The organism is Nonomuraea sp. B12E4 (assembly GCF_039871825.1).
Taxonomy (GTDB): Bacteria; Actinomycetota; Actinomycetes; order Streptosporangiales; family Streptosporangiaceae; genus Nonomuraea.
Genome location: NZ_JBDPME010000005.1, coordinates 281524 through 302235, shown reverse-complemented (window position 1 = coordinate 302235; position 20712 = coordinate 281524). Strand labels below are relative to the sequence as shown.

The 20712-nt window shown below is 72.9% G+C and carries 25 protein-coding genes; 8 read left to right on the top strand and 17 right to left on the bottom strand.

Features of this window, described 5'->3' with window-relative positions; all coding sequences use genetic code 11:
- Positions 1-51: 51 nt before the first annotated feature.
- Positions 52-786 (top strand): type 1 glutamine amidotransferase, encoded by a 735-nt coding sequence (locus ABGB18_RS15045; protein WP_347696094.1) that lies wholly within the window; start codon positions 52-54, stop codon positions 784-786.
- On the opposite strand, the gene ABGB18_RS15040 is transcribed toward ABGB18_RS15045, so the two are convergent.
- Together ABGB18_RS15040 and ABGB18_RS15035 are read right to left on the bottom strand one after the other, a co-directional pair.
- Positions 740-2044: an NAD(P)/FAD-dependent oxidoreductase gene (locus ABGB18_RS15040; protein WP_347696093.1), complete on the bottom strand. Its 1305-nt coding sequence runs from the start codon at positions 2042-2044 to the stop codon at positions 740-742. The genes ABGB18_RS15045 and ABGB18_RS15040 overlap by 47 nt on opposite strands.
- Positions 2045-2080: 36 nt before the next feature.
- On the bottom strand, positions 2081-3229 hold the full coding sequence (locus ABGB18_RS15035) for an alpha/beta hydrolase (protein WP_347696092.1): 1149 nt from the start codon (positions 3227-3229) through the stop codon (positions 2081-2083).
- A gap of 77 nt (positions 3230-3306) precedes the next feature.
- On the opposite strand from ABGB18_RS15035, the gene ABGB18_RS15030 reads away from it, so the two are divergent.
- A complete protein-coding gene (locus ABGB18_RS15030) occupies positions 3307-3966 on the top strand; it encodes an endonuclease V (RefSeq protein ID WP_347696091.1) in 660 nt (219 codons plus the stop codon).
- Positions 3967-3999: 33 nt separating this feature from the next.
- On the opposite strand, the gene ABGB18_RS15025 is transcribed toward ABGB18_RS15030, so the two are convergent.
- Together ABGB18_RS15025 and ABGB18_RS15020 are read right to left on the bottom strand one after the other, a co-directional pair.
- Complete coding sequence (locus ABGB18_RS15025) at positions 4000-4371, bottom strand: hypothetical protein (RefSeq protein ID WP_347696090.1); 372 nt, start codon at positions 4369-4371, stop codon at positions 4000-4002.
- Positions 4372-4551: 180 nt separating this feature from the next.
- Complete coding sequence (locus ABGB18_RS15020) at positions 4552-5289, bottom strand: NAD(P)-binding domain-containing protein (RefSeq protein ID WP_347696089.1); 738 nt, start codon at positions 5287-5289, stop codon at positions 4552-4554.
- 91 nt (positions 5290-5380) lie between these two features.
- On the opposite strand from ABGB18_RS15020, the gene ABGB18_RS15015 reads away from it, so the two are divergent.
- The 5 genes from ABGB18_RS15015 to ABGB18_RS14995 all read left to right on the top strand — a co-directional run bounded on the left by ABGB18_RS15015 (position 5381) and on the right by ABGB18_RS14995 (position 7302).
- On the top strand, positions 5381-5719 hold the full coding sequence (locus ABGB18_RS15015; RefSeq protein WP_347696088.1) for a helix-turn-helix domain-containing protein: 339 nt from the start codon (positions 5381-5383) through the stop codon (positions 5717-5719).
- Positions 5720-5835: 116 nt separating this feature from the next.
- Positions 5836-6045, top strand: a complete 210-nt coding sequence (locus ABGB18_RS15010) for a hypothetical protein (RefSeq protein WP_347696087.1) — start codon at positions 5836-5838, stop codon at positions 6043-6045.
- 138 nt (positions 6046-6183) lie between these two features.
- Positions 6184-6327, top strand: coding sequence for a hypothetical protein (locus ABGB18_RS15005; RefSeq protein WP_347696086.1), 144 nt, complete (start codon positions 6184-6186; stop codon positions 6325-6327).
- Between the two features lie 50 nt (positions 6328-6377).
- Positions 6378-6950, top strand: coding sequence for a TIGR00645 family protein (locus ABGB18_RS15000; protein ID WP_347696085.1), 573 nt, complete (start codon positions 6378-6380; stop codon positions 6948-6950).
- Positions 6951-7002: 52 nt separating this feature from the next.
- Positions 7003-7302 (top strand): hypothetical protein, encoded by a 300-nt coding sequence (locus ABGB18_RS14995; RefSeq protein WP_347696084.1) that lies wholly within the window; start codon positions 7003-7005, stop codon positions 7300-7302.
- A gap of 43 nt (positions 7303-7345) precedes the next feature.
- Here ABGB18_RS14995 and ABGB18_RS14990 read toward each other — a convergent pair whose 3' ends face one another.
- Positions 7346-8140, bottom strand: a complete 795-nt coding sequence (locus ABGB18_RS14990; protein WP_347696083.1) for a Cof-type HAD-IIB family hydrolase — start codon at positions 8138-8140, stop codon at positions 7346-7348.
- A 47-nt stretch (positions 8141-8187) separates the two neighbouring features.
- On the bottom strand, positions 8188-8664 hold the full coding sequence (locus tag ABGB18_RS14985; protein ID WP_347696082.1) for a DUF2283 domain-containing protein: 477 nt from the start codon (positions 8662-8664) through the stop codon (positions 8188-8190).
- 154 nt (positions 8665-8818) lie between these two features.
- Between ABGB18_RS14985 and pyrF the strand changes: the two genes are divergently transcribed.
- Positions 8819-9643 (top strand): orotidine-5'-phosphate decarboxylase, encoded by an 825-nt coding sequence (pyrF, locus tag ABGB18_RS14980; protein ID WP_347696081.1) that lies wholly within the window; start codon positions 8819-8821, stop codon positions 9641-9643.
- On the opposite strand, the gene ABGB18_RS14975 is transcribed toward pyrF, so the two are convergent.
- The 11 genes from ABGB18_RS14975 to ABGB18_RS14925 form a co-directional block, all read right to left on the bottom strand.
- Positions 9634-10137, bottom strand: coding sequence for a hypothetical protein (locus ABGB18_RS14975; protein ID WP_347696080.1), 504 nt, complete (start codon positions 10135-10137; stop codon positions 9634-9636). The genes pyrF and ABGB18_RS14975 overlap by 10 nt on opposite strands.
- A gap of 447 nt (positions 10138-10584) precedes the next feature.
- Positions 10585-10797 (bottom strand): hypothetical protein, encoded by a 213-nt coding sequence (locus ABGB18_RS14970; protein ID WP_347696079.1) that lies wholly within the window; start codon positions 10795-10797, stop codon positions 10585-10587.
- 117 nt (positions 10798-10914) lie between these two features.
- Positions 10915-11802, bottom strand: a complete 888-nt coding sequence (rbsK, locus tag ABGB18_RS14965; RefSeq protein ID WP_347696078.1) for a ribokinase — start codon at positions 11800-11802, stop codon at positions 10915-10917.
- Positions 11799-13316 (bottom strand): ADP-ribosylglycohydrolase family protein, encoded by a 1518-nt coding sequence (locus tag ABGB18_RS14960; RefSeq protein ID WP_347696077.1) that lies wholly within the window; start codon positions 13314-13316, stop codon positions 11799-11801. The genes rbsK and ABGB18_RS14960 overlap by 4 nt, the downstream gene beginning before the upstream one ends.
- On the bottom strand, positions 13313-14452 hold the full coding sequence (locus ABGB18_RS14955) for an ADP-ribosylglycohydrolase family protein (protein WP_347696076.1): 1140 nt from the start codon (positions 14450-14452) through the stop codon (positions 13313-13315). Before ABGB18_RS14955 ends, ABGB18_RS14960 begins: the two co-directional genes overlap by 4 nt.
- On the bottom strand, positions 14449-15519 hold the full coding sequence (locus ABGB18_RS14950; protein ID WP_347696075.1) for an ADP-ribosylglycohydrolase family protein: 1071 nt from the start codon (positions 15517-15519) through the stop codon (positions 14449-14451). Before ABGB18_RS14950 ends, ABGB18_RS14955 begins: the two co-directional genes overlap by 4 nt.
- A gap of 6 nt (positions 15520-15525) precedes the next feature.
- Entirely contained in the window at positions 15526-16578 is a 1053-nt protein-coding gene (locus ABGB18_RS14945; RefSeq protein WP_347696074.1) for an ADP-ribosylglycohydrolase family protein, read from the bottom strand.
- Positions 16575-17879: a sugar ABC transporter substrate-binding protein gene (locus tag ABGB18_RS14940; RefSeq protein ID WP_347696073.1), complete on the bottom strand. Its 1305-nt coding sequence runs from the start codon at positions 17877-17879 to the stop codon at positions 16575-16577. Before ABGB18_RS14940 ends, ABGB18_RS14945 begins: the two co-directional genes overlap by 4 nt.
- Before the next feature lie 9 nt (positions 17880-17888).
- Complete coding sequence (locus ABGB18_RS14935; protein ID WP_347696072.1) at positions 17889-18707, bottom strand: carbohydrate ABC transporter permease; 819 nt, start codon at positions 18705-18707, stop codon at positions 17889-17891.
- On the bottom strand, positions 18704-19618 hold the full coding sequence (locus ABGB18_RS14930) for a sugar ABC transporter permease (RefSeq protein WP_347696071.1): 915 nt from the start codon (positions 19616-19618) through the stop codon (positions 18704-18706). Before ABGB18_RS14930 ends, ABGB18_RS14935 begins: the two co-directional genes overlap by 4 nt.
- Positions 19615-20673 carry a LacI family DNA-binding transcriptional regulator gene (locus ABGB18_RS14925; protein WP_347696070.1) on the bottom strand — a complete coding sequence of 353 codons (1059 nt, stop codon included), beginning with the start codon at positions 20671-20673 and terminating at the stop codon, positions 19615-19617. Before ABGB18_RS14925 ends, ABGB18_RS14930 begins: the two co-directional genes overlap by 4 nt.
- Between the last annotated feature and the right edge of the window lie 39 nt (positions 20674-20712).

Sequence of the window (20712 nt, the reverse complement as noted above, 5' to 3'; positions counted from 1 at the left end):
GAGCTGCCCTGATCGTCCGCGGACCTACTGTGACCCTGGCGAAAGGCTGCGATGGGTGACGTCCTGATCGTGCAGAACAGCAAGAGCGGCGGCCCCGGCCGGCTGGGTGACTGGCTGGCGGAGGCCGGGCTGGAGCTGGACGTGGTGCTCGCGCACGAGGGCGCGCCGCTGCCCGACCGGCTGGCGCACCGCGCCCTGATCATGCTGGGTGGCGGCTACCTGCCGAGCGAGGACGACCGGGCGCCGTGGCTGCGCGACGTACGGCGGCTGGCGGGACACGCGCTGGCCGACGGGGTGCCCTTCTTCGGCGTCTGCCTGGGCGGGCAGTTGCTGGCCGAGGTCGCCGGGGGCGAGGTGACCGGCGATGTGGGCGCGCCGGAGAACGGCAGCGTCCCGGTCACGATCCGGCCGGAGGCGGCCCGCGACCCGCTGTTCCGGGGCCTGCCCCGGGTGGTGCCCGCCGTCGAGCACCACAAGGACGCGATCACCAGGCTGCCCGCCGGCGCCGTTCACCTGGCGGAGACCGGCAGGTGTCCTTACCAGGCGTTCCGGGTGGGCGAGCGGGCCTGGGGCGTGCAGTTCCATCCCGAGGTGGTGCCGGAGCGCATCCGCGCGTGGCAGGCCGACGGGTTCGACCCCGACGAGGTCTACGCTCGGGCGCTGGCCGACGAGCCGGTCTCGACGCCGATCTGGCGCGAGGTGGCCGCCCGCTTCGCCAAGGTCGTCGCCAACAGGCGCGTCAGTCGCGGGGGCGGGGGCGGACCGCACGGCGCGCCGCGTACATGAGGGCCAGCAGTGCCGCGCCGGCGCCCGCCGTGGCCCGGCGCTGGCGGGTGACGCGGCGCTCGACCTCGGCGTACGGGGTGGTCGAGAAGGAGATCAGCTCGTAGCGGGAGACGTAGCCCGGCACCACCCGCTCCAGCGCGTGCTCGACCCGCTTGCCCGCCAGGAACATCCTGGAGCCGACCTTGTCGCGCATCTCCACGAAGTTGTCCAGCGCCAGCCGGGCGATCACGTCGGTGTCCGCCTTGCGGCGCTCGAACAGCTCCAGCGCCCTGGGGAAGTCGTCCTTGGCCTCGTCCAGGCAGCGGTCCAGCTCGACGCAGTCCTCGAAGCCGCAGTTGGCGCCCTGGCCGTAGAAGGGCACGATGGCGTGCGCGGCGTCGCCGACGAGCCCGATCGTGGTGGCCCCGGTGGTGATGTGCCAGGGCGAGCAGCGCATGGTGACCAGATGGCCGACCGGGTTGTCGCGGTAGGCGGCGACCAGGTCCGGCATGAGCTGGAGCGCGTCCGGATAGTGCTCGGCGAAGTAGTCCTCGATCCGCCGTGGGCTGTCCAGCGCGGCCAGGCTCTCATGCGGCCAGAACAGGGTGCAGGTGAAGGAGCGGTCGGCGTTCGGCAGGGCGATCATCATGGAACGGCCGCGCGGCCAGATGTGCAGCGCCCCGGGATCCATGGCGAAGCGGCCGTTCCGGGGTGCGATCGACAGCTCCTTGTAGCCGTAGTCCAGGTAGTCCTGGCTGAAGCTCACCCCGGGCAGTTGCTGCAGCCTGGCCCTGACCGCGCTGTACGCGCCGTCCGCCCCGATCACCACCTGGGCGGTACGCTCCCGCCCGCCCGCGAACTCCAGCCGCCCGGTGCGCTCGTCCAGCGCGGTCAGCCGGTGCCCGAACAGCACCTCGACGCCGGGAAGCGCCGTCGCGGCGTCCAGCAGCTCCCTGTTGAGCTCGGCGCGGCCGATGGAGTTGATCGCGTGGCGGCGGTCGGCACTGTACGGCTGGAAGGTCAGGGTGCCGTCGGGGGCGTGCATCATCCGGCCCGGCATGGGGAGGGCGGCCCGCAGCACCTTGGTGTCAAGGCCGAGGCGGCGCAGGGCGTCGATGCCGCGCTCGGAGATGGCCAGGTTGATCGATCTGCCGCGGTCGGGGCCCTGCTCGCGGGGGTCGGGGCGGCGTTCGTACAGGGTGACGCGGTGGCCGCGGCGGGCCAGGAAGCAGGCGAGCAGGCAGCCGACCAGGCCCGCGCCGACGATCGTGACCTCCATTCTTCCATTGGTACGGCGGGGCGGGCGCGAAGTCCACTACGTCAGGGCGGCGGTGATGGCCCGAGCCGTGGCCTGCCAGATCGGGGCGGAGGGGGTGATGACGGCGAAGTGGTCACCGGGCATCTCCAGATATTCCGCGTCATCACCGGCCTCCTGCGCCGCTCTCGCGTAACGGCGGCTGAAGTCGACCAGGTCCAGGTCGTCGGCGGCACCCTGCACGATGAGCTGGCGACGCCCGAGCGGCAACCGGAGCAGCGGCGACGCGCCGGCGTACACCCCGGCGGTCTCCTCGCCCGGGTCGGCCTCCTGTGTGGAGCGGCGGCCGAGGGCGGCGGCGACGGCGCCGGAGCTGACCCATCGGCGGTCGCCCTCGACGAGATCGAGCACGCCCGCCAGCGACACGGCCAGCGCCACCCGCGCCCCGTCGGCCACCGCCCGCAACGCGAGCTGCGCCCCGGCCGAGTGCCCGGCGACGACGACCCGGCGCAGGTCCAGTGGGGAGTCCCCGCCGAAGGCACCCGCTCCCCCGCCAGGGGCCGCTTCTCCACCGGTGGCCGCGTCCTGGAGGGCCGGTGTGGCGAGGGCGGCCAGGCCGGCGGCCACGTCGGTGGTGGTCGCGTGCCAGCCGTGCAGGTCGGGGCGGCGGTATTCGAGGTTCCACACCGCCAGGCCGCGGCCGAGCAGGTCGGCGCAGAGCGGCTCCATGATGTCGGCCGCCCAGATCGAGCGCCAGTAGCCGCCGTGGACCAGCGCCACGACGGGTGCGTGCGCCGCGCCCGCCGGCACGTACAGATCGCCCCATTGCTCCGGCGACGGCCCGTACGACACGCGCCGGGACGGGTGCCGCGTCCGGTGCACGGCGTGCCGGATGCCCCAGGCCAGCCCGCCGACGCCGCGACCGTGCAGGTGGGTGGCCCCTTCCCCGGTCGTCACCCCGTCGGCGCGCTCGATGTCCACCCAGACCACCGGCCCGAGCGGCCGCCCGATGAGGTCGCGCGCCTCGGCCGAGGGACCCGGGAGCACGACCGTCCCGCCGATGACCAGGGACCGCAGGTGGGCCGGGTCGCGGGCGTGCACGAGCTCTCCGCGCACGCCGAGCGCGGCGAACTCCCGCTCGGCCACCTCGGCCAGCAGCCCGGGATCGGCGACGACGCCGGGACCGGCGACCACGAGGACCTCACTCATGAGCCCTGACATTACAGAGCCCCGCCCCCCGCCGGACGCTGTGAGCATCCTCCATGAAAGGGACATACCGTAGCCCCGTGCATGTTGAACGACTTCACCCCTGGCCCACCGATGTCGCCGAGGCGGAGGCCGTCCAGGACCGGCTCCGCGGACGCGTCGAGCTGACCGGGCCCGGCACCTTCACGCTGGTGGCGGGCCTGGACGTGCACTACCACGGCGACGACTCGCTGACGGCCGCCGTGGTGGTGCTCGACGGGGACACGCTGGAGCCGGTGGAGCAGGTGGTGGCGCACGGGCGGGCGGCGTTCCCGTACGTGCCGGGCCTGTTCGCCTTCCGCGAGCTGCCCGCGCTGGTGGAGGCGCTCGAACGGCTCACGGTGACGCCCGACCTGCTGGTCTGCGACGGGTACGGGCTGGCGCACCCGCGCGGGTTCGGCCTGGCGTGCCACCTGGGCGTACTGACCGGGCTGCCGGCGCTGGGGGTGGGCAAGACGCCGTTCGTCGGCACGCATGAGACGCCGGGGCCGGAGCGCGGCGACTGGACGCCGATCGTGCACGGGGGCGCCACGGTCGGTCGGGCGCTGCGCACCCGACCCCACGTCAAGCCGGTGTACGTCTCCCAAGGCCACCGCATCTCCCTGGACACCGCCGCGGCGCAGGTGCTGCGCCTGACCTCCCGCTACCGCCTCCCCGACCCCATCCGCCACGCCGACCACCTGGCCAGGCACCCGTCATAGCCCTCCACCCGGGCCGCGGCGGGCGCCCGTGGGTCAGCGGCGCCAGGACCAGACGAGGAGCCACACGCTGAGCCCGAAGATCGCCATCCCGAGCGGCACGTGCACGGCCACCACCCCGGAGCCGCCGATAGCGGACTGGACGAAGCCGAGCAGCAGCACCGCCAGACTGGCCAGGGCCGGCCAGCCGGCGCCGCGTCCGGGCCGCCACATGAGCACGGCGACCACGACGAGCACCAGGCCGAGCACGTGCACGGCACCCGCCCCGATGCCGTGCGGCCCGGCTCCTCCCCCGCTCATCATCTGCCCGGCCGTGACGGCCTGGAGGAGCACGGACACCGCGTTGAGCACGGTGACGGCCTTGAACGCGGTCATGTACCCGCTGCGCCCGGCGACCTGGCTTACCACTGGACATCTCCTTCGATCTCGGGGGAAGGACTCCAGGATCTTGCCGTGGCCCGCGGACGGCATCCACTGGCCGTCGTCATCCCCGCTACCCCGCGGGTCGTACGCCCGGCGCCACCCGCCTAATCCGGGAGGCGCACGCCGGGGCCGGTGCCTACCCCGGTGGACCGGGACCCGGCAGACTCACATCGGGTCGTGCGCCCCCGATCGGGCCAGGGGCGGCAGGACGGCCTGGGCGTCGGCGCCACCGAACCACAGGCCGATCATGAAGGCCGCCGTCGCCTCCAGCAGCATCGCCCGGTCGAGCCCGCCGCCGTGCACGGGGGTGCACCCGAGGTCGGTGACCAGCGTACCGACGGCTGACAGGGCGGCCGGGTCGTCGCCGCACAGCGGCACCGCCAGCGGACGGCCGTCGAACACCGGCGGCGTCATCCGCCACACGTCCACGTGACACAGGTTGAACGCCTTCACCACGTGACCTCCGGTGAGCTCGCGGATCAACCCGGCCAGGGGCCGGGTGGGGTCATAGACACCGGGCCCCTCGGAGTTGCTCACGTCGATCACGGGCTTGCCACGCGTCGCCGCGCCGGCGGCCCGCAGCACGTCGGCGACCCCGGCCTGCCGGACGGCCACCATCACGACCTCCCCGAACTCGGCCGCCTCCACCCAGGTCCCGCCCCGCACCCCGACCTGCTCTGCCCGCGCCTCCGCCGGCTCATCCCGTGCGCCGCCCCGGGCCGCCTGTGCGGCCGCCGTGTCGTCCCAGGCGTTCGCCGCCGCGGCCTGGGCGGTCATCTTCACCGCCTGTGCGGTGGTCCTGGCCAGGTCCCGGCCGCTGATCAGCACCTCGTGGCCCGCCCTGGCCCACTGCGTGCCCAGTGCGTCCGCCATCCCGCCGGCGCCCAAGATCCCGATGCGCATGTCCGTCCTCCGTCTTCGCGCGGGTGGATTACTGTCATGGACACGGTAGAAATCCCGTCCCACACCATTCGGTGCCTAACGGAGGCCCCCGTTGTTCCTCGCCGACTGCCAGGCCAGGCTCGCCTTCGACCTGATCTCCAACACCTGGAACGCGGTCGTCGTCTGGTCGCTGCGCCACGGCCCGCGCCGGCCCGGGCAGTTGCGGGAGGAGATCGGCGGCATCAGCCCCAAGGTGCTCACGGAGACGCTGCGCCGCCTGCAGTTCAACGGACTGGTGACACGCCGCACGTACGCGGAGGCACCGCCCCGCGTCGAGTACGAGCTGACCGACCTGGGCCGCACCCTCCTGCACCCGATCGGCGTCTTCGGCGAGTGGGCCTTCGAGCACGCCGACGACGTGATGGCCGCGCAGGACAGACAGCAGTCCTGAGACCCGGCGAGGGACGGCGGCGGACCGCCGAATCTTTTCCGGCAACAGAGTGTTACGCGACAACTACTCTGGGTAGCTAGTCGTGGGTCGTTCTTTACCATTACCCAGGAGGTTTCATGCGTTCCATCCCCCGCCGGATCGCCGCCGCCGCGATCGTCGCCGGTGGACTGATCCTGATCACCGCCCCCGCCGCGCACGCCGTGCTGGACCCCGTCGGCGTCATCACCTGCCTGGCGAGCTCCGCGCCCGACGTGAGCGGGGTCGTCGATCCGGCCAGCCCGGGCGTTCCGACCGAGGTGCCCGGCATGAGCTGCCTGCAGCCCTGAGCCGGCAGCCCTCCTCCGGCACCACCGGCCGGCAGTCCTGACCCCTCCCCCGCACGCGGGCGGCGTGGCCGCGCCGCCCGCCCCCCGGTTCACGACAGCGCAACGAAGGTCCCCCGAAAGCAGCAGCAAGGAGTCCCGTTGAAGACTCGCGTCCTGACCGCCATCGCCCTGCTGGCGCTGGCCGCCATCACGCCACCGATCACCCTCGACACCCTCACGGGCGAGCCGCCGCTCGTGGACGTGGAGGCCTGGATCCAGCACGTCAACGTCCTGACGTCCTAGTGCGGCTGGCACACCTCCCCGTGGCCGACACGCCGGCCGGGCCACGGAGGATGCAAGGGCGTGTCGGCTACGTCATGTTCCTCAGCCGGTGGATCCAGGCACCGCTCTACCTGGGGCTGATCGTCGCCCAGGTGGTCTACGTGTGGCGGTTCATGGTCGAGTTGCTGCACCTGGTCCAGCTCGGGTTCGGCGGCACGCCGGCGGAGACCACGGTCATGCTGATCGTCCTCGGCCTGGTGGACGTGGTGATGATCTCCAACCTGCTCATCATGGTCATCATCGGCGGCTACGAGACGTTCGTCTCGCGGCTGCGCATCCAGGGGCATCCCGACCAGCCCCAGTGGCTTTCGCACGTCAACGCCAACGTGCTCAAGGTCAAGCTGGCCATGGCGATCATCGGCATCTCGTCCATCCACCTGCTCCAGATCTTCATCAACGCCTCCCGACCGGCCGTCACCGACAGAGAGTTGATATGGAAAACACTCATCCACCTGACCTTCGTGGTCTCGGCACTGGCCCTGGCGCTCATCGACCGGATCATGGCTGGTGGCCGGCCCGTCCAGGGCACCGGCCGCAGCGAGCAGCCGGCGAACCTGCATCCGGAACGGGCCGCCGCCGCCTGACCCCGCTGGATCGCCGGAGAGGAGCGCCGCCGCGCTGGGACCGGGGTTTCTGATGCGGGCGAGAGGGGCCACGGTGCTGGCCGTGATCGCGGCCGCGTTGTTCCACTGCGCCGCCGCACACGCCGTCACCGGGCCCCCTGAACCCCCCGAGGCCCCTGAGCCGGCCGAACCCGCCGAGCCCGCCGCGCCGCCGGGTCCGGCCCCGCTCATCGGCAACGTGACGATCTTCAACGACGAGATCGTCGAGCCCGTGTCGTTGCCCGTCAGCACCTGCGGCGGCCTGCTGCCGGTGCTCAGCAAGTCACCCAGCACGTGCAAGGACACCTCGCGCGTGTCGGACGACGACGCGTGAGGCCGTACGTGCCCGCCCTCCTTCGGCGGGCGGGCACCACGGTTCAGCCGAAGAGACGCTCCAGCACCACCGCCACGCCGTCCTCGTCGTTGGAGAGCGTCCGGTGCTCGGTCGCCGCCAGCACCAGGTGGTGGGCGTTGGCCATGGCGTAGCCCGCGCCCGCGAAGGCGAGCACGGCCACATCGTTGGGCATGTCGCCGAAGGCCACCACCTCCGCCGGTGTCACCCCCCTTTCCTGGCAGAGCCAGTCGAGCGCGCCCGCCTTGATCACCCCGGGCGCGCTGATCTCCAGCATCCCGTCGACTCCGGAGTGCGTGACCTCGGTCTGCCCCTCGATCGCCGCCACCGCGGCCGTGAACATCTCGTCCGCCGTGTGCCCGTTCGACAGGACCAGCAGCTTGACGATGGGCTCGCCCGCCTCGAAGACGGAGCTCACCTCGCGGTAGAAGGCCAGGTCGCTGCTGACCCGCCGGGTGTAGGCGGGTTCGGCGAGCACGTTCCGGCCGGTCTCGGCGGCCAGGCCGATCCCGGGCAGGGCCGCGGCGAGCAGGGCGGCGACCTCCCTGGCCGCGGCGGGTTCGAGCGGGTGGCTGCGCACGATCTCGTCGGTGGCCAGGTCATAGACGATGGCGCCGTTGCTGCAGATCGCGGTGCCCGTGACGCCCGCCGGCTCCGCGATCAGGCCGGCGCCGCGCGGGGCCCTGGCGGTGACGAAGACGATCTCGGCGCCGGCCTCGCGGGCCGAGCGCAGCGCGTTCCTGGTACGGGGTGTGATGGTGCCGGTGGAGGTGAGGAGGGTGCCGTCAAGGTCGGTGGCCACGATGCGAGGAGGGGTCACGGGGGCCGATCATCCCGGTGGCGTGTTCGTGGCCCTCCACCCGCCCCTCACAGGCGCAGCTCCGGCGGGAGCACGGTGGAGGCGTTGAGCAGTTCCAGGCCCAGGAGCTCCCCCGAGTCCGCGTAGTCGAGCAGGACACCGTCCGCTTCGACCCGCCGAACCGCCCCTCCTGGCACAATTTCGTGTTTCATTGCGACATAGGCGGTATCTTGCGCTGGGTCGATGGTCACGTAGACCGTTCGCGCCCGCTGTCCCGACGGCATCTCGTCCCAGCTCAGCAGACCCTCCCTGGCCTCGTGCGAGCCGGCCAGCGCCGCCCGCACCATGACCATCGCCAGGTCGACCGCCTCCAGCGAGTCGAACCCGGTGACCTTCCGCTCGTGCTCCCACCCGTCGAGCCCGTCGATCCGGTAGGGGCACGACCACTCGCCCGTCGGCTCCTCGTAAGGCACACCGATCGTGACCACGACATCCCTAGGTGGATCGGTACGTAGCAGCAGCACCCGATGGGCGATCTCGTACATGTCTGCTGATCTACCCGTCTGGTCTCTCATGGAAGACTCTGCCCGGCACCTGTTCGGCCACGGCGGCCCCGGTCCCATATCGTCCGCGAAGGAACCATTCCGGCCTCCGGCCTCCGGGAGCTAGTCTGCGTACGGTCGTAAGGGGGCCCTTGAGATGAATGACTCATTCGGGACACGCCTGAGAGCCAGGCTCGACAAGTGCGGACCACTCTGTGTGGGCATCGATCCGAGCCCGGCGCTGTTGGGCGCCTGGGGACTGGACGACTCGCCCGCCGCACTGGAACGTTTCAGCCGTACGGTCGTGGACGCGGTGCACGACGTGGCCGCCATGGTCAAACCGCAGTCGGCCTTCTACGAGCGCTGGGGCAGCCGCGGCGTCGCCGTCCTGGAGCGCACCATCGCCGACCTGCGCGAGGCCGGAGCGATGGTGCTGCTCGACATCAAGCGCGGCGACATCGGCAGCACGATGGCCGCCTACGCCGAGGCCTACCTCGACCGGGGCAGCCCGCTGGCGGCGGACGCCGTGACCTTGAGCCCCTACCTGGGATTCGGGTCGCTGGAAGGGGCGATCACCTCGGCCCTGGCCAACGACGCGGGCGTGTTCGTGCTGGCCCGCACCTCCAATCCGGAGGCGGCCCGGCTGCAGCGGCCCGTCGCCGGCCAGGTGCTGGCCGGGGCCGCCGCCGCGAACGCGGGCCACACGCCGTTCGGGCCGGTCGGGGTGGTCATGGGCGCCACTCTCCCGGAGCTTGAGCACTCGCTGGCCGACCTCAACGGGCCCGTCCTCGCGCCGGGGCTGGGTGCTCAGGGCGCCTCGCCGGCCGACGTGGCGCGCCTGTTCGGGCCCGTACGGCACCTGGTCCTGCCCTCGGTCTCCAGGGCCGTGCTGGCCGAGCCCCAGCGCCTGCGTGCCCGCGCGCTGTCCTACCGCGACGAGTGCGCCGCCCACCTGGCCCACGGGGTCGCCGCTCAGAAGTGAGTGGCGACCCCGAACGCCTCGCGTAGCCGCGCCATGTCGTGCAGGTCGCGCGACCTGGGCCGGTAGCCCCGGTGGAAGGCCACCTGCTGGGCGACCGACAGGCAGGGCACCCGCACGCCTTCGATCACGCCGGTGGTGAAGGCGTGCGGTGGGTAGGAGAACGCGCCGCCCGCGTCATCGAGCCGCTGGAGCGCGGACCCGTCGGCGGCGAACCGCAGCGGGTGCAGGTCGAGCTCGTTGCCGTGGGCGTCGGCCATGACGAAGCGGGCCGGACGGCCCGGCACGACGCCTTCACGCTCGGTATAGCCGGCCGCCGCCAGCGTGGCGATCACCGTGGGCTCCTGCTCCACGCGATGCAGCAGGTCGAGATCGCCGTGCTCCCGGGTGGCGCGGCCGACGAGCGCGTCGATCCCCCAGCCGCCGGCGATCCAGACCTCGCATCCCGCCGCCCGCAGCGCTGCCAGCACGCCCAGGACCGTCTCCGCCGCGAACACGCCATCGATCCTACGGCGTGCCGGGCTTACGGCGTGCCGATGCTACGGCGTGCCGGGCTCGCGGTCGACGGCGGCGAGGACCGCGTGGACCGAGGCCGTCAGGACGGAGGTGTCCCGGGCCGCGCCCCACCGGGTCCGGCCGCCGAGGACTGGACCGCACGGTTGCGGCGGGCCGCCGTCGCGGACGTGTACAAGGTCCGCATGATGGTCGAGATCCAGGCCGCCCGGCTGGCTGCGGAGCGGCGTTCTGAGGACGAGGTGGCGGTCCTGGAGTCGGCCCTGGCGGCCCTGGCGGCGGCGGCCGGACTGGACGACGCCGCCTTCGTGGACGCCGACATCGCATCGGCATCTAGCCTGCGTCGGGGGGACGGACGCGGCGTCGGGCGCACAAGCGCTTCGTCGTGCGGACGGGCGGCGTCGGGCCGGCCGGGCTTGCCGGGGCGGCTGTCAGCCGGTGGGGCCGACGTCGGTGCGGATGACGTCCCCTTCCTCGTCCTCGGGCACTTCCTCCGGCTGTGGCTCGTCCAGGGCGTCCGGTGGGTCGGCCGGGATCGGGCGGCGGGTTCGTGGTGTCTCGATACCCGCACGCTCGGCGACGACGTCACTCTCCCCGTTGACCCGCCCCACCGCCTCAGGCAGCTCTTCGGGCTTCTTGGTCATAGCCGTTCATCTGCCCTAATGTCACCATCCGAACCTTTTATACGGTGTGATCATGACGGCGCCCACGCACCGCCCGGCTGCCCGCCGATGGTGACCAGGCCGGCGACCCCGCCGAGCTCATTCGCTGAGAGCGGCCTCGATCTCCAGACGGGCGGGCATCGAGGTGCTGGCGCCCTCGCGCTGCACCGACAGCCCGGCCGCCGCCGAGGCGAAGCGCAGCGCCTCCTCGATCCCGAACCCCTCGGACCGCGCCACGGCCAGCGCCCCCACGAACGTGTCACCGGCCGCCGTCGTGTCCACCGCGTCCACCTTCGGGGCGGGCACCCGCAGCCGCTCCCCCTCCCGGGACCCGTACAGGGCGCCCGCCGAGCCCAGCGTGATCACGGCCTCTTCGACGCGTTCGAGCAGCGCGTCCATGGCGGCCTCCGGGCCGGTGACGCCGGTGATGGCGGCGGCCTCGTGCTCGTTGGGGACGATCAGGGCGACCGCGTCGAGCAGCTCGTCCGGCAGGGGCTGGGCGGGGGCGGGGGTGAGGATGGCGGGCACGCCGGAGACGCGGGCCGCCTCCGCCGCCGCCATGACCGCCGCCATGGGCAGTTCGAGCTGGAGCAGCAGTATCTGCGAGCCGGCGATGGCGGCCAGGTCGTCGCCCGAGGGGCCGGTGATGGTGCCGTTCGCGCCGGGGACCACGATGATCGAGTTGCCGCCTGTGTCGTCCACCACGATGTGCGCGATGCCGGTGGGCCCGGGCACCTGGCGCAGGCAGTGTACGTCGACTCCGGCCTCCGACAGCGTGGCCCGCAACTCGGCGCCGAAGCCATCGTCGCCCACCGCCCCGAGGAAGGACACCTCGGCCCCGGCCCGCGCGGCGGCGATCGCCTGGTTGGCCCCCTTGCCGCCGGGCACGGTGCGGAACCGGTGACCCGTGACGGTCTCGCCCCGCCGGGGGGCTTCGGACACATACGCGACGAGGTCCATGTTGGCGCTGCCGAAAACCGAGATCATGACCCCATCATCTCCTGTGTACGTGCCGCGAGCTCGTCCAGGCCCACCCCGTCGAACCCGGTCAGGCTGCTGGCCAGGCTGTTGCGCATGCGCCAGCGGTCCGGGACCCCGCCGTTCAGCGCGCCCGCGACCGAGCCGGCCGTGGCGCCCGCCGAGTCGGTGTCCCAGCCGCCGGCGACCGCACCCGCGATCGTGGCGGTGAAGTCACCCCCGCTGTGCACCAGGGTGGCGGCGACCAGGGCGGCGTTGTTGATCGTGTGCACCCAGTGCAGGGTGCCATGGCGCTCGTGCAGGAGGTCGATGACACGCTCGAAGTCGTCCTCGCGGGTGGCGTCCGCGACGGCCAGGCGTACCGCCTCGTGCAGCCGCGACCGCTCGGGCACCACGGACAGCCCGGCCCGTACGACCTCGGCCGCCGAGGTCGCCACCAACGAGGCGGCGCACATCGCCGCCGCGAACATCGCCCCGTAGATCCCGTTCGCGGTGTGCGTGAGGCGGGCGTCGCGCCAGGCGAACTCCGCCGCCGTGGCCGGATCGCCGGGGTTGACCCAGCCGTACACGTCCGCCCTGATCATCGCGCCGATCCACTCCCGGAACGGGTTGCGGTACGTCGCCGTCCCCGGGGGCTCGGCGCCGTCCAGGAGATTGCGGTAGGCCACGCGCTCGGCGGTGAACGTCCGGCCGGCGGGCAACTCCTCCAGCCACAGCCTGGCCACGTCGTCGGTGGTGAAGCCGCGGCCGTGGCGCTCCAGCGCGGACAGGGCCAGCAGCGGGTAGTTGAGGTCGTCGTCCTCGGGCACGCCGTCGATGTTCTCGGCCAGGGAGTTGACGGCGCTGCGGCGGTTCCACGGCCAGCGGGCGGCGACGCCGGCGGGCAGGCCGCTCGCGGTGAACCAGCCGCGGATCGGCCAGTTGCCGGTGGCCTCGGCGATCTCCCTGATGCCCGTACGGGGGATCTTCTCGACGGGCTTGCCCAGCACGCACCCGGCCGCCCGCCCCAGCCACGCCCCGAGCACCCGCGCCGGATCCACCGGCCCGGAACCCGCGTGCCTTTCGCCCGCCGGGCGACCGTCGCGAAATGCGGCACCCTTCGCGGTGTGGGGGGCGGAGGGCGCGTCGCGGGTGGCGGGTGTGCCGCCGGTCGGGCCGGGCCAGGAGGGGCAGGCGGCGATGATGTCGGCCAGCTCCGACGGCTCGGCCAGCGGTGACGGGATCGCGGCCAGCTCGTCCAGCAACTCCTCGGCCAGCCCGCGCAGCCGCCGGGCGCCGGGCGCCGAGGCCCCGGCGCGCGGCGGCGCGTCGTGCCCGCCCGCCGCGTGCCACCGGGCGGCGATCTCCCGCACGTGAGCGCCGCCCTCCCCGCTGTCCCAGCCGCCTTCCCAGCCGCCCTGGCCGCCTTCCCGGGCGCCTCGGACGCCTTCCCGGGCTTCCCGGCCGCCCCGGCCGTCCTCCATGGCCTGGCGCAGTTCGTGGCCGACGAGGTCCTCGGGCTGGACCCAGGTGAGCCGGATCATCGGCGCACGAGGCCCGCGAAGGCGGCCTCGTGGGCACGCCGCCGGGCCATGTCGTCGGTGTGCACCCGGCGCGCCACGCCGGCGATGGCGATCCCGGGCGCCACCAGGTCCGTACGGCTGGCCGTGGCCACCCGCTCGGCCCACTCCCGCGGCACGGACGCCAGCCCGCCGAGCGCGCCCGCGATGGCCCCGCCCATGGAGGCGATCGAGTCGGCGTCGCGCCCGTAGTTGACCCCGCCCAGCACCGTCTCGCGGTAGTCGCCCTTGGCGATCACCAGGAATCCCAGCGCCAGCGGCAGCTCCTCGATGCTGTGCACCCGGCTCGGCCGCCGCGCCCCCAACCCCTGGTCGCGGTAGGTGTCGGCGACCGTGTCGAAGGGCCGGACGCCCGCCCGCAGCGCCTCGAACGAGCCGTCCCAGTGCCCCAGCCCCGCCGCCGCCTCGCAGACCGCCTCGATCGCGGCCCTGGTGCCGTCCTTGGCCAGGCGCAGGCACGCGGCGACCACGGAGTCGGCGGTGGCCTCCGGGCGCATGGCCTCGGCGACGGCGGCGGCCATGACCGCGGCTGCCTCGCGGCCGTAGCTCGACTGGTGGGCCCCGGCCAGGTCGGCGGCCTCGGCGTAGGCGGCGTCGGGGTCGGCGGCGTTCACGATGCCGACGGGGGCGACGTACATGGCCGCGCCGCAGTTCACGATGTTCCCGACCCCGGCCTCGCGCGGGTCCACGTGGGCGTAGTGCAGCCTGGCCACGATCCACTTCTCGGCCAGGAAGATCCGCTGCAGCGGCAGCGCCTCGGCCTCCAGCTCGGGGATCCACCGCCGCTCGCTCATCAGCTCCGGCACCAGGTGCTCGGCCATCGCGTACGCGTCGAGGTGCCCGCTCACCTTCTCGTACACGCGGATGAGGGCGTGCGTCATCAACGTGTCGTCGGTGATGTGGCCGTCGCCCTTGTGGTAGGGGGCGATCGGGCGGGCGTTGCGCCAGTCCTCGTTGAACGGTGGCACGATGCCCTCGACGCGGCCGCCGTACCGCTCGACGATCTGCTCGGGGGTCCAGCCCTCGGTGGCGCCGCCGAGCGCGTCACCGACCGCCGCCCCCGCCACGCAGCCAGTGGCCTTGTCTTCAAGCGGCGTCATGCGTTTTCCTCCGTCAGATTGTTCGCTATGTCGATCAGATCCCGGCCCGCCAGGCCGGGCAGGCAGCATCCGGCCAGCGTGCGGCTCGACGCGATCCAGCCCTGCGGCATCGCCTCGTACCCGCCGCACGCCCCTGCCAGCGCGCCGGCCAGCGCGGGCGCCGAATCGGCCAGCGATGCCAGGCATGCCGCCGCGGGCACGGCCCGGCCCAGGTCGCCGCCGGACGCCTCGGCCAGCGCCAGCGCCACGGGCACGGTCTGGGCGGCGCCGACGCCGTAGCTGTAGACGTGGTCCACCAGGGCGTCGTCCAGCGCGGGCACGGCCGCGAACGGATCTCCCGCCCGCCTGGTGACGGCCAGCGCCCGGCGGGCGTTGTGCCCGATCGCGGTGTCCTCGGGCAGCACGGCCAGCGCCGCCTCGACCGCGCCCGCCACGGAGCCCGTGGCCACGGCCTCGGCCACGGCGGCGGCCATCGCGCGGGCGCCCAGCAGGCCGTCGTAGGCGTTCGTGACCTGGGCGTCCTGCGTGGGATCGCGCCCCAGCACGCCGAACGCGACCGCCCGTACGGCGGCGGCGTCGTCGAAATGGTGCGGGTTGTCGTGCCCGGACGCGGGCGGCTCGACCCCCTTGGCCAGATTGTCCAACGCGGTAGCCACCGAAATACGCGCCCGAACCCGCCCAAACCCAGCACGCTCGGCTCCGGCCTGGCCACCCGCGGCACGATCAGCTCCGGCCTGGCCGCCCGCAGGACGGCCGGCTCCGGCCGGTTGTTCGGTGAGGAGGGCTCTGAACGCCTCGGTGCGCGGGCGGGTGATCGTGAGTGCCGTCCAGGCGAGCCACTCGGCGTCGTCGGACGGGCCGACCCGCAGCGGTGCCGTGGGCTGGTTGAGCGCGAACGGCACGGGCAACGTCGTGACCCCGTGCTCCTCGGCGAACGCGTCCAGCTCCCGGTGCAGGCGTCTGCTCCAGGGCGCGTGCAGAGCCGCCCGGTGGCGGGCGGCGGGCCAGCCCGCGGCGTCACCGATGGCGAGCCCGGCGAAGGCTCCCCTGATCCTGTCCCCCGACATCGTGATCTACCGTCCTCCCGCCAGTTCGTCGGCGACGTCCAGCACATGTCTTCCGGCCACGACGGGCAGGCACTTCCCGCTCACCGGTCCGATTCTGGCGGCCCACCGGGCGGGCACGCCCCGCTCGCCGCACATGGCACCGGCGACGGCTCCGGCGATGGCCCCGATCGTGTCGGCGTCCCTGCCCAGGCTCACCCCGAACGTCACCACCGCCTCCACGTCACCACCGCCCACCAGGAACGCGGCCATCGCCAGCGCCACGGCCTCGGGGGCGATGTCGGTCCAGGGATAGTGCTTGACGACCACGGCCTCGTGCAACGCCTCGACCATACGGAGCTCGTCCGCGCCCTGCCCGGTGGGACCGGGCTCGACCGCGGCACCCGCGACGGCCGCGCGGGCGCGGATGATGTCGCGGGCCGTCCACGAGTCCGCGGGGATCACCGACAGCGCGGCCGACACCACGTCGTCCACCGCGGCCCCGCCCATCGCGGCGGCCACCGCGCCGGCGACCGCCCGCCCGCCGAGTATGCCCTCCCCGGACCCGCTGACCAGCCCGTCCTGCTCCACCAGCCGGGCCGCCTCGGCGGGATCCCCGGGACAGAAGACGCCGTAGGACGCGGCCCGCATGGCGAGGCCGTCCGACCACCCGTGCGCGTGCACCAGTCCCGTCAGCGGCGGCTCCAGCCCGCGCCGAAGGGCCTCGATGGTGCCCAGCTCGGAGAACCCGGCCCCACGCATCGGCCCCGTCATTCGCGGAATGACCTGCGTGCGGTAGGCGGCCGCCACGTCGGCGGAGGTCAGCGCGTGCCCGTGCCGCACCAGCAGGGACGCCGCGAAGATGGCGTACTCCGTGTCGTCGGTGCCTCCGCCCTCGATCTCGGTGAGCCGCCCCCACCGCCGCCGGATCTCCGCCGGCGAAAGGTTCTCGGCCGGGGCGCCCAGCGCGTCGCCGGCCGCGAGACCCAGCAGGCACCCCCGGGCCCTGTCCCGATGGGCGCCCTCCCGATGGGCGCCGTCCCGATGGGCGCCGTCCCGAGGTGCATTGTCAGGATGTGTCAACGCTGGTACCGCTCCAACACCTTGTTCCCGTCCTCGACGAGCCGGGTGGCGGCCTCATCAATGGTGATCTTGTTGGCGAGGTACTCCTGCAGGACCGGCGTGGCGACCTTGGTCTTCCACTCGTCGAACCCGTTCACCTTGAGGAACGGCGCGACGACGAGGTTCTTGGCCGAGGCGGTGGCCACGTTCCAGCCGTTCTCCTCGGTGGTCATCGCCGGGTCGGCGGCGGCCGTCCGCGAGGTGGGCAGCAGCCAGTCGCCCTTGGCGAGCTTGGCCTGGTTGGCGCCGTTCAGGAAGAAGGCGATGAACTTCATGGCCTCGTCCGGGTGTTCGCTCTCCTGCGCGATCGACAGCGTCTGCGAGACCGCGCCCTGCTGGGCGCTGGTGCCCACGGGCGCGGGCAGCGTGACCCACTCGAAGCCCTCGGGGGCCTGCTCGACCACCTGCTGCCGCAGGTAGACGCCCGCGGGCAGGAGCGCGAACTTGCCCTTGTAGAAGGCGGGCAGCGGATCCGCGGTGCCCTGCCCGAGCGCCGCCGGGTCGGCCGACTTGTCCTTGTAGAGCTGGTCGTGGATGCGCTGGAGCACCTGGCGCTCCTCGGGGCCGACCTTGACCGTGGTCTTGCCGCCGGCCGTCTGGAAGAACGTGCCGCCGAAGTTGAGCGCCAGGTTGAGGATCTTGTTGACCGGCGACTTCATCGGCCAGGCGACCCCGTACGTGCCGTCCTTGGTCATCTTCCTGGCCGCCTCGGAGAACTCGTCCCACGTCCAGGGGTCGTCCACGGTCGGCACGCGTACCTTGGAGGCGTCGAGCAGCTTCCTGCCGGCGATGAGGACCTGCGACTCCTGCAGGAACGGCACCCCGTACACGCCCTGCTCGCCCTGGCCCCCGTCGAAGGTCACGGTGTCCCAGGCGGTCTGCGGGATGTCGTTCTTCAGCTCGGCGGGCAGCTTGCCGGACAGGTCGAGCAGGTAGCCGTCGCTGGCGAAACCGGACAGCGCGGGCGAGTCGTTGTGGATGACGTCGGGCGCGGTGCCACCGGCGAACTGCGTGACGAGCTGGTCGTTGACGTTGTCCCAGCTCCCCTGGACGTAGGTGACCTGGATGTTCGGGTTGGCCTTGTTCCACTCCGCGACGAGCTGCTTGTTCGCCGCGACCGACTCCTTCTGCCAGGCCAGGCTGAGGAAGTTGAGCTTCACCGGCTCGCCGGGAGCGGCGGAGGACCCGCCGCCGCCTCCCCCGCCGCATGCGGCGGCGAGCGTGAGGATCGCCGCCGCGGCCAGAGCGGACCTGATTCGCATATGAGCCTCCTAGCCCTTGACGGCGCCGGCCATCAGGCCGGACTTCAGTCGCCGCTGGATGATTGCGAAGAAGATCAGGCTCGGGATCGTCGCCATGAGCGACGCCGCGGCCAGCGGGCCGAGCCTGGCCACCCCCTCGGGGCCGGTGAACCTCACCAGCGTCAGCGGGAGCGTCATGACGTCGGGGTCCTGAAGGATCACGAGCGCGAACATGAACTCGTTCCAGGACGAGATGAACGAGAACAGCAGCGTGGCCACCACTCCCGGCGCCAGCAGCGGGGCGACCACGCTGGCGATCGACCGCAGCCGGCTCGCCCCGTCCACCGCCGCGGCCTCCTCCAGCTCGCGGGGGACCGCGCGTACGTACCCCTGCAGCATCCACAGCGCGAACGGCAGCGTGAACGTCACGTGCACCGCCACCAGCCCCGGCAGCGTGTTCACCAGGTCGAGATCGCGCAGGATCATGAACAGCGGGATGATGATCAGGATGAACGGGAACACCTGGCTGACCAGCACCCACCCGATCGCCACCCGGTTGAGCAGGCCGCGGTAGCGGGCCATGGCGTAGGAGGCGGGCAGCGAGACCAGCACCGTGATCACGCTGCTCGCCAGCGCCACCACCAGGCTCCGCGCCCCCGCTCCGACCAGGTCCTGCTCGCCGAACGCGGCGGCGAAGTTGGCCCACGTCGGCTCGCGCGGGATCCACGTCGGATCCGCCAGCGCCATCTCCCGCGGCGTCTTCAGCGCCGTGGACAGCAGCCACACCAGCGGGAAGGCCAGGAAGACGACGTACGCGGCCAGCGCGGCGTACTGCGGGACGCGTCTCATCGGGTCTCCCTCATCTGGCGCCACAGGTAGAGCCCGAGCACGGCGAGCACGACGATCGCCATGGCGAGGCCGAGCATCGAGGCATAACCGGCGAACCGGTAGCGGAACGCCTCCTCGTAGGCGAACAGCATCGGCAGCCGAGTCCGCCCGCCGGGGCCGCCCTGGGTGAGCACGTAGACCAGGCCGAACTGGTTGATGTTCCACACGAAGTCGAGCGAGGTGATGGCCACGATCACCGGCCGGAGCTGCGGCAACGTGATGTTCCAGAACCGCCGCCAGCTTCCCGCGCCGTCCATCTGGCCGGCCTCGTAGAGCTCCTTGGGCACGCCCTGCAGGCCCGCCAGCAACACCACCGTGGTCTGCGGCATGCCGGTCCAGACGCCGACCACGATGATCGCGGGCAGCGCGAGGGAGAAGTCGGCCAGCCAGTTGACGTCCGTGCCGAGCAGGTCGTTCAGGATGCCGGCGTCCGGGTGGTAGACGAGCTTCCACATGAGCCCGATGACCACCGGCGGCATCGCCCACGGCACCACCGCCAGCACCCGGGCCACGCCCCGGAACCGCAGGCGCTCGTTGAGCAGCAGCGCGAGGCCGAGCGCGGCCAGGAACTGCAGCACGGTCACCGAGACGGACCAGATCGCGCCGATCTTGAACGACGCCCAGAACTCCTCGTCGCCCAGCAACCGGGTGAAGTTCTCCAGGCCGACGAAGCTCGTCTCGTGCACGCGGGTGTTGCGGGCGTCGGTGAAGGCCAGGCCGATGCCGTACAGGAGCGGTCCGACGCTGAACAGCAGCACCGGGACCAGGGCGGGCAGCATGAGCAGCCACATCTCGCGGGTCTGCCGCGAGATCCCGCGGCCCCTGGTCCGGGGCGGCCGCGGCGGCGCCGCCTTGGTCACGGTCGCCGTCACGACCCGGCCCCTTTCTTCCCGGCTCCCCCGGCCCCCTGGCTCCCGTCGTGTCCGGCGCCCGCCGTGGAGGCGCGTACCACCAGGTGGGGCGGCACGGTGACGCGGCGCGGCTCGTGCTCGCCGCCCTTCAGCCGTTCCAGCAGCAACTCGGCGGCGACCGTGCCGCGCTCGGCGGACCCGAGCGAGACGCTGGACAGCGACGGCCAGGAGGCCGCGGCCAGGTCGGTGTCGTCCATGCCGACCACCGCCACGTCGTCGGGCACCCGCCGCCCGGCCGCCCGCAGCACGTCGAGCGCGCCGAGCGCGATCAGGTCGTTGGCGCACATCAGCGCGTCCACGTCGGGTACGCGTGCGAGCAGGTCGGCCACCGCCCGGCCGCCTTCCGGGCGGTAGAAGTCGCCGATCCGCACCAGGCTCTCGTCGCAGGGCAGGCCGAGGTCCTCCAGCGCCTCCCGGTACGCCGCCCCGCGCGCGGCGCCGGGCACCGTGTCGAGCGGGCCGTTGATCAGGGCGATCCTGCGGCGGCCGAGCGAGTAGAGGTGATCGACGGCCAGCCGGACGCCGGTGCGCGAGTCGGCCCGTACGTTGTCCACCCGCGTGCCCTCGGGCACCGAGCCGATGATCACGACCGGGGCGCGGGCGGCGGCCAGCATCTCCAGGTGGGCGCCGGTGACCCGCAGCGGGCTCATGATCAGCCCGTCCACGTATCGCTCGCCGAGGCTGTGCAGGACGTCGATCTCGTCGGCCACGACGGCGTCGGTGGAGTGCAGCACGAGCCGGTATCCGGCGGCCTTCAGCACGGGCTGGATCTGGCGCAGCATCGCCAGGTAGGCGGGGTTGCCGACGTCGGCCATGGCGAAGGCCACCTGGTTGGTACGGCGCGACTTGAGCGACCTGGCCACGGCGTTGCGCACGTAGCCGAGCTCGTCGGCGGCGGCCATCACCTTGCGCACGGTCTCCTGCCTGGTCGGCAGGCCGTTCAGCACCCGCGAGACGGAGGCGATGGAGACGCCGGCACGCTCGGCGATCGTGTTGATCGTGGGTCCGTCGCCCAAGGCAGTCCTTCCAGTGGTGGAAACGTTTACCGGCAAGAA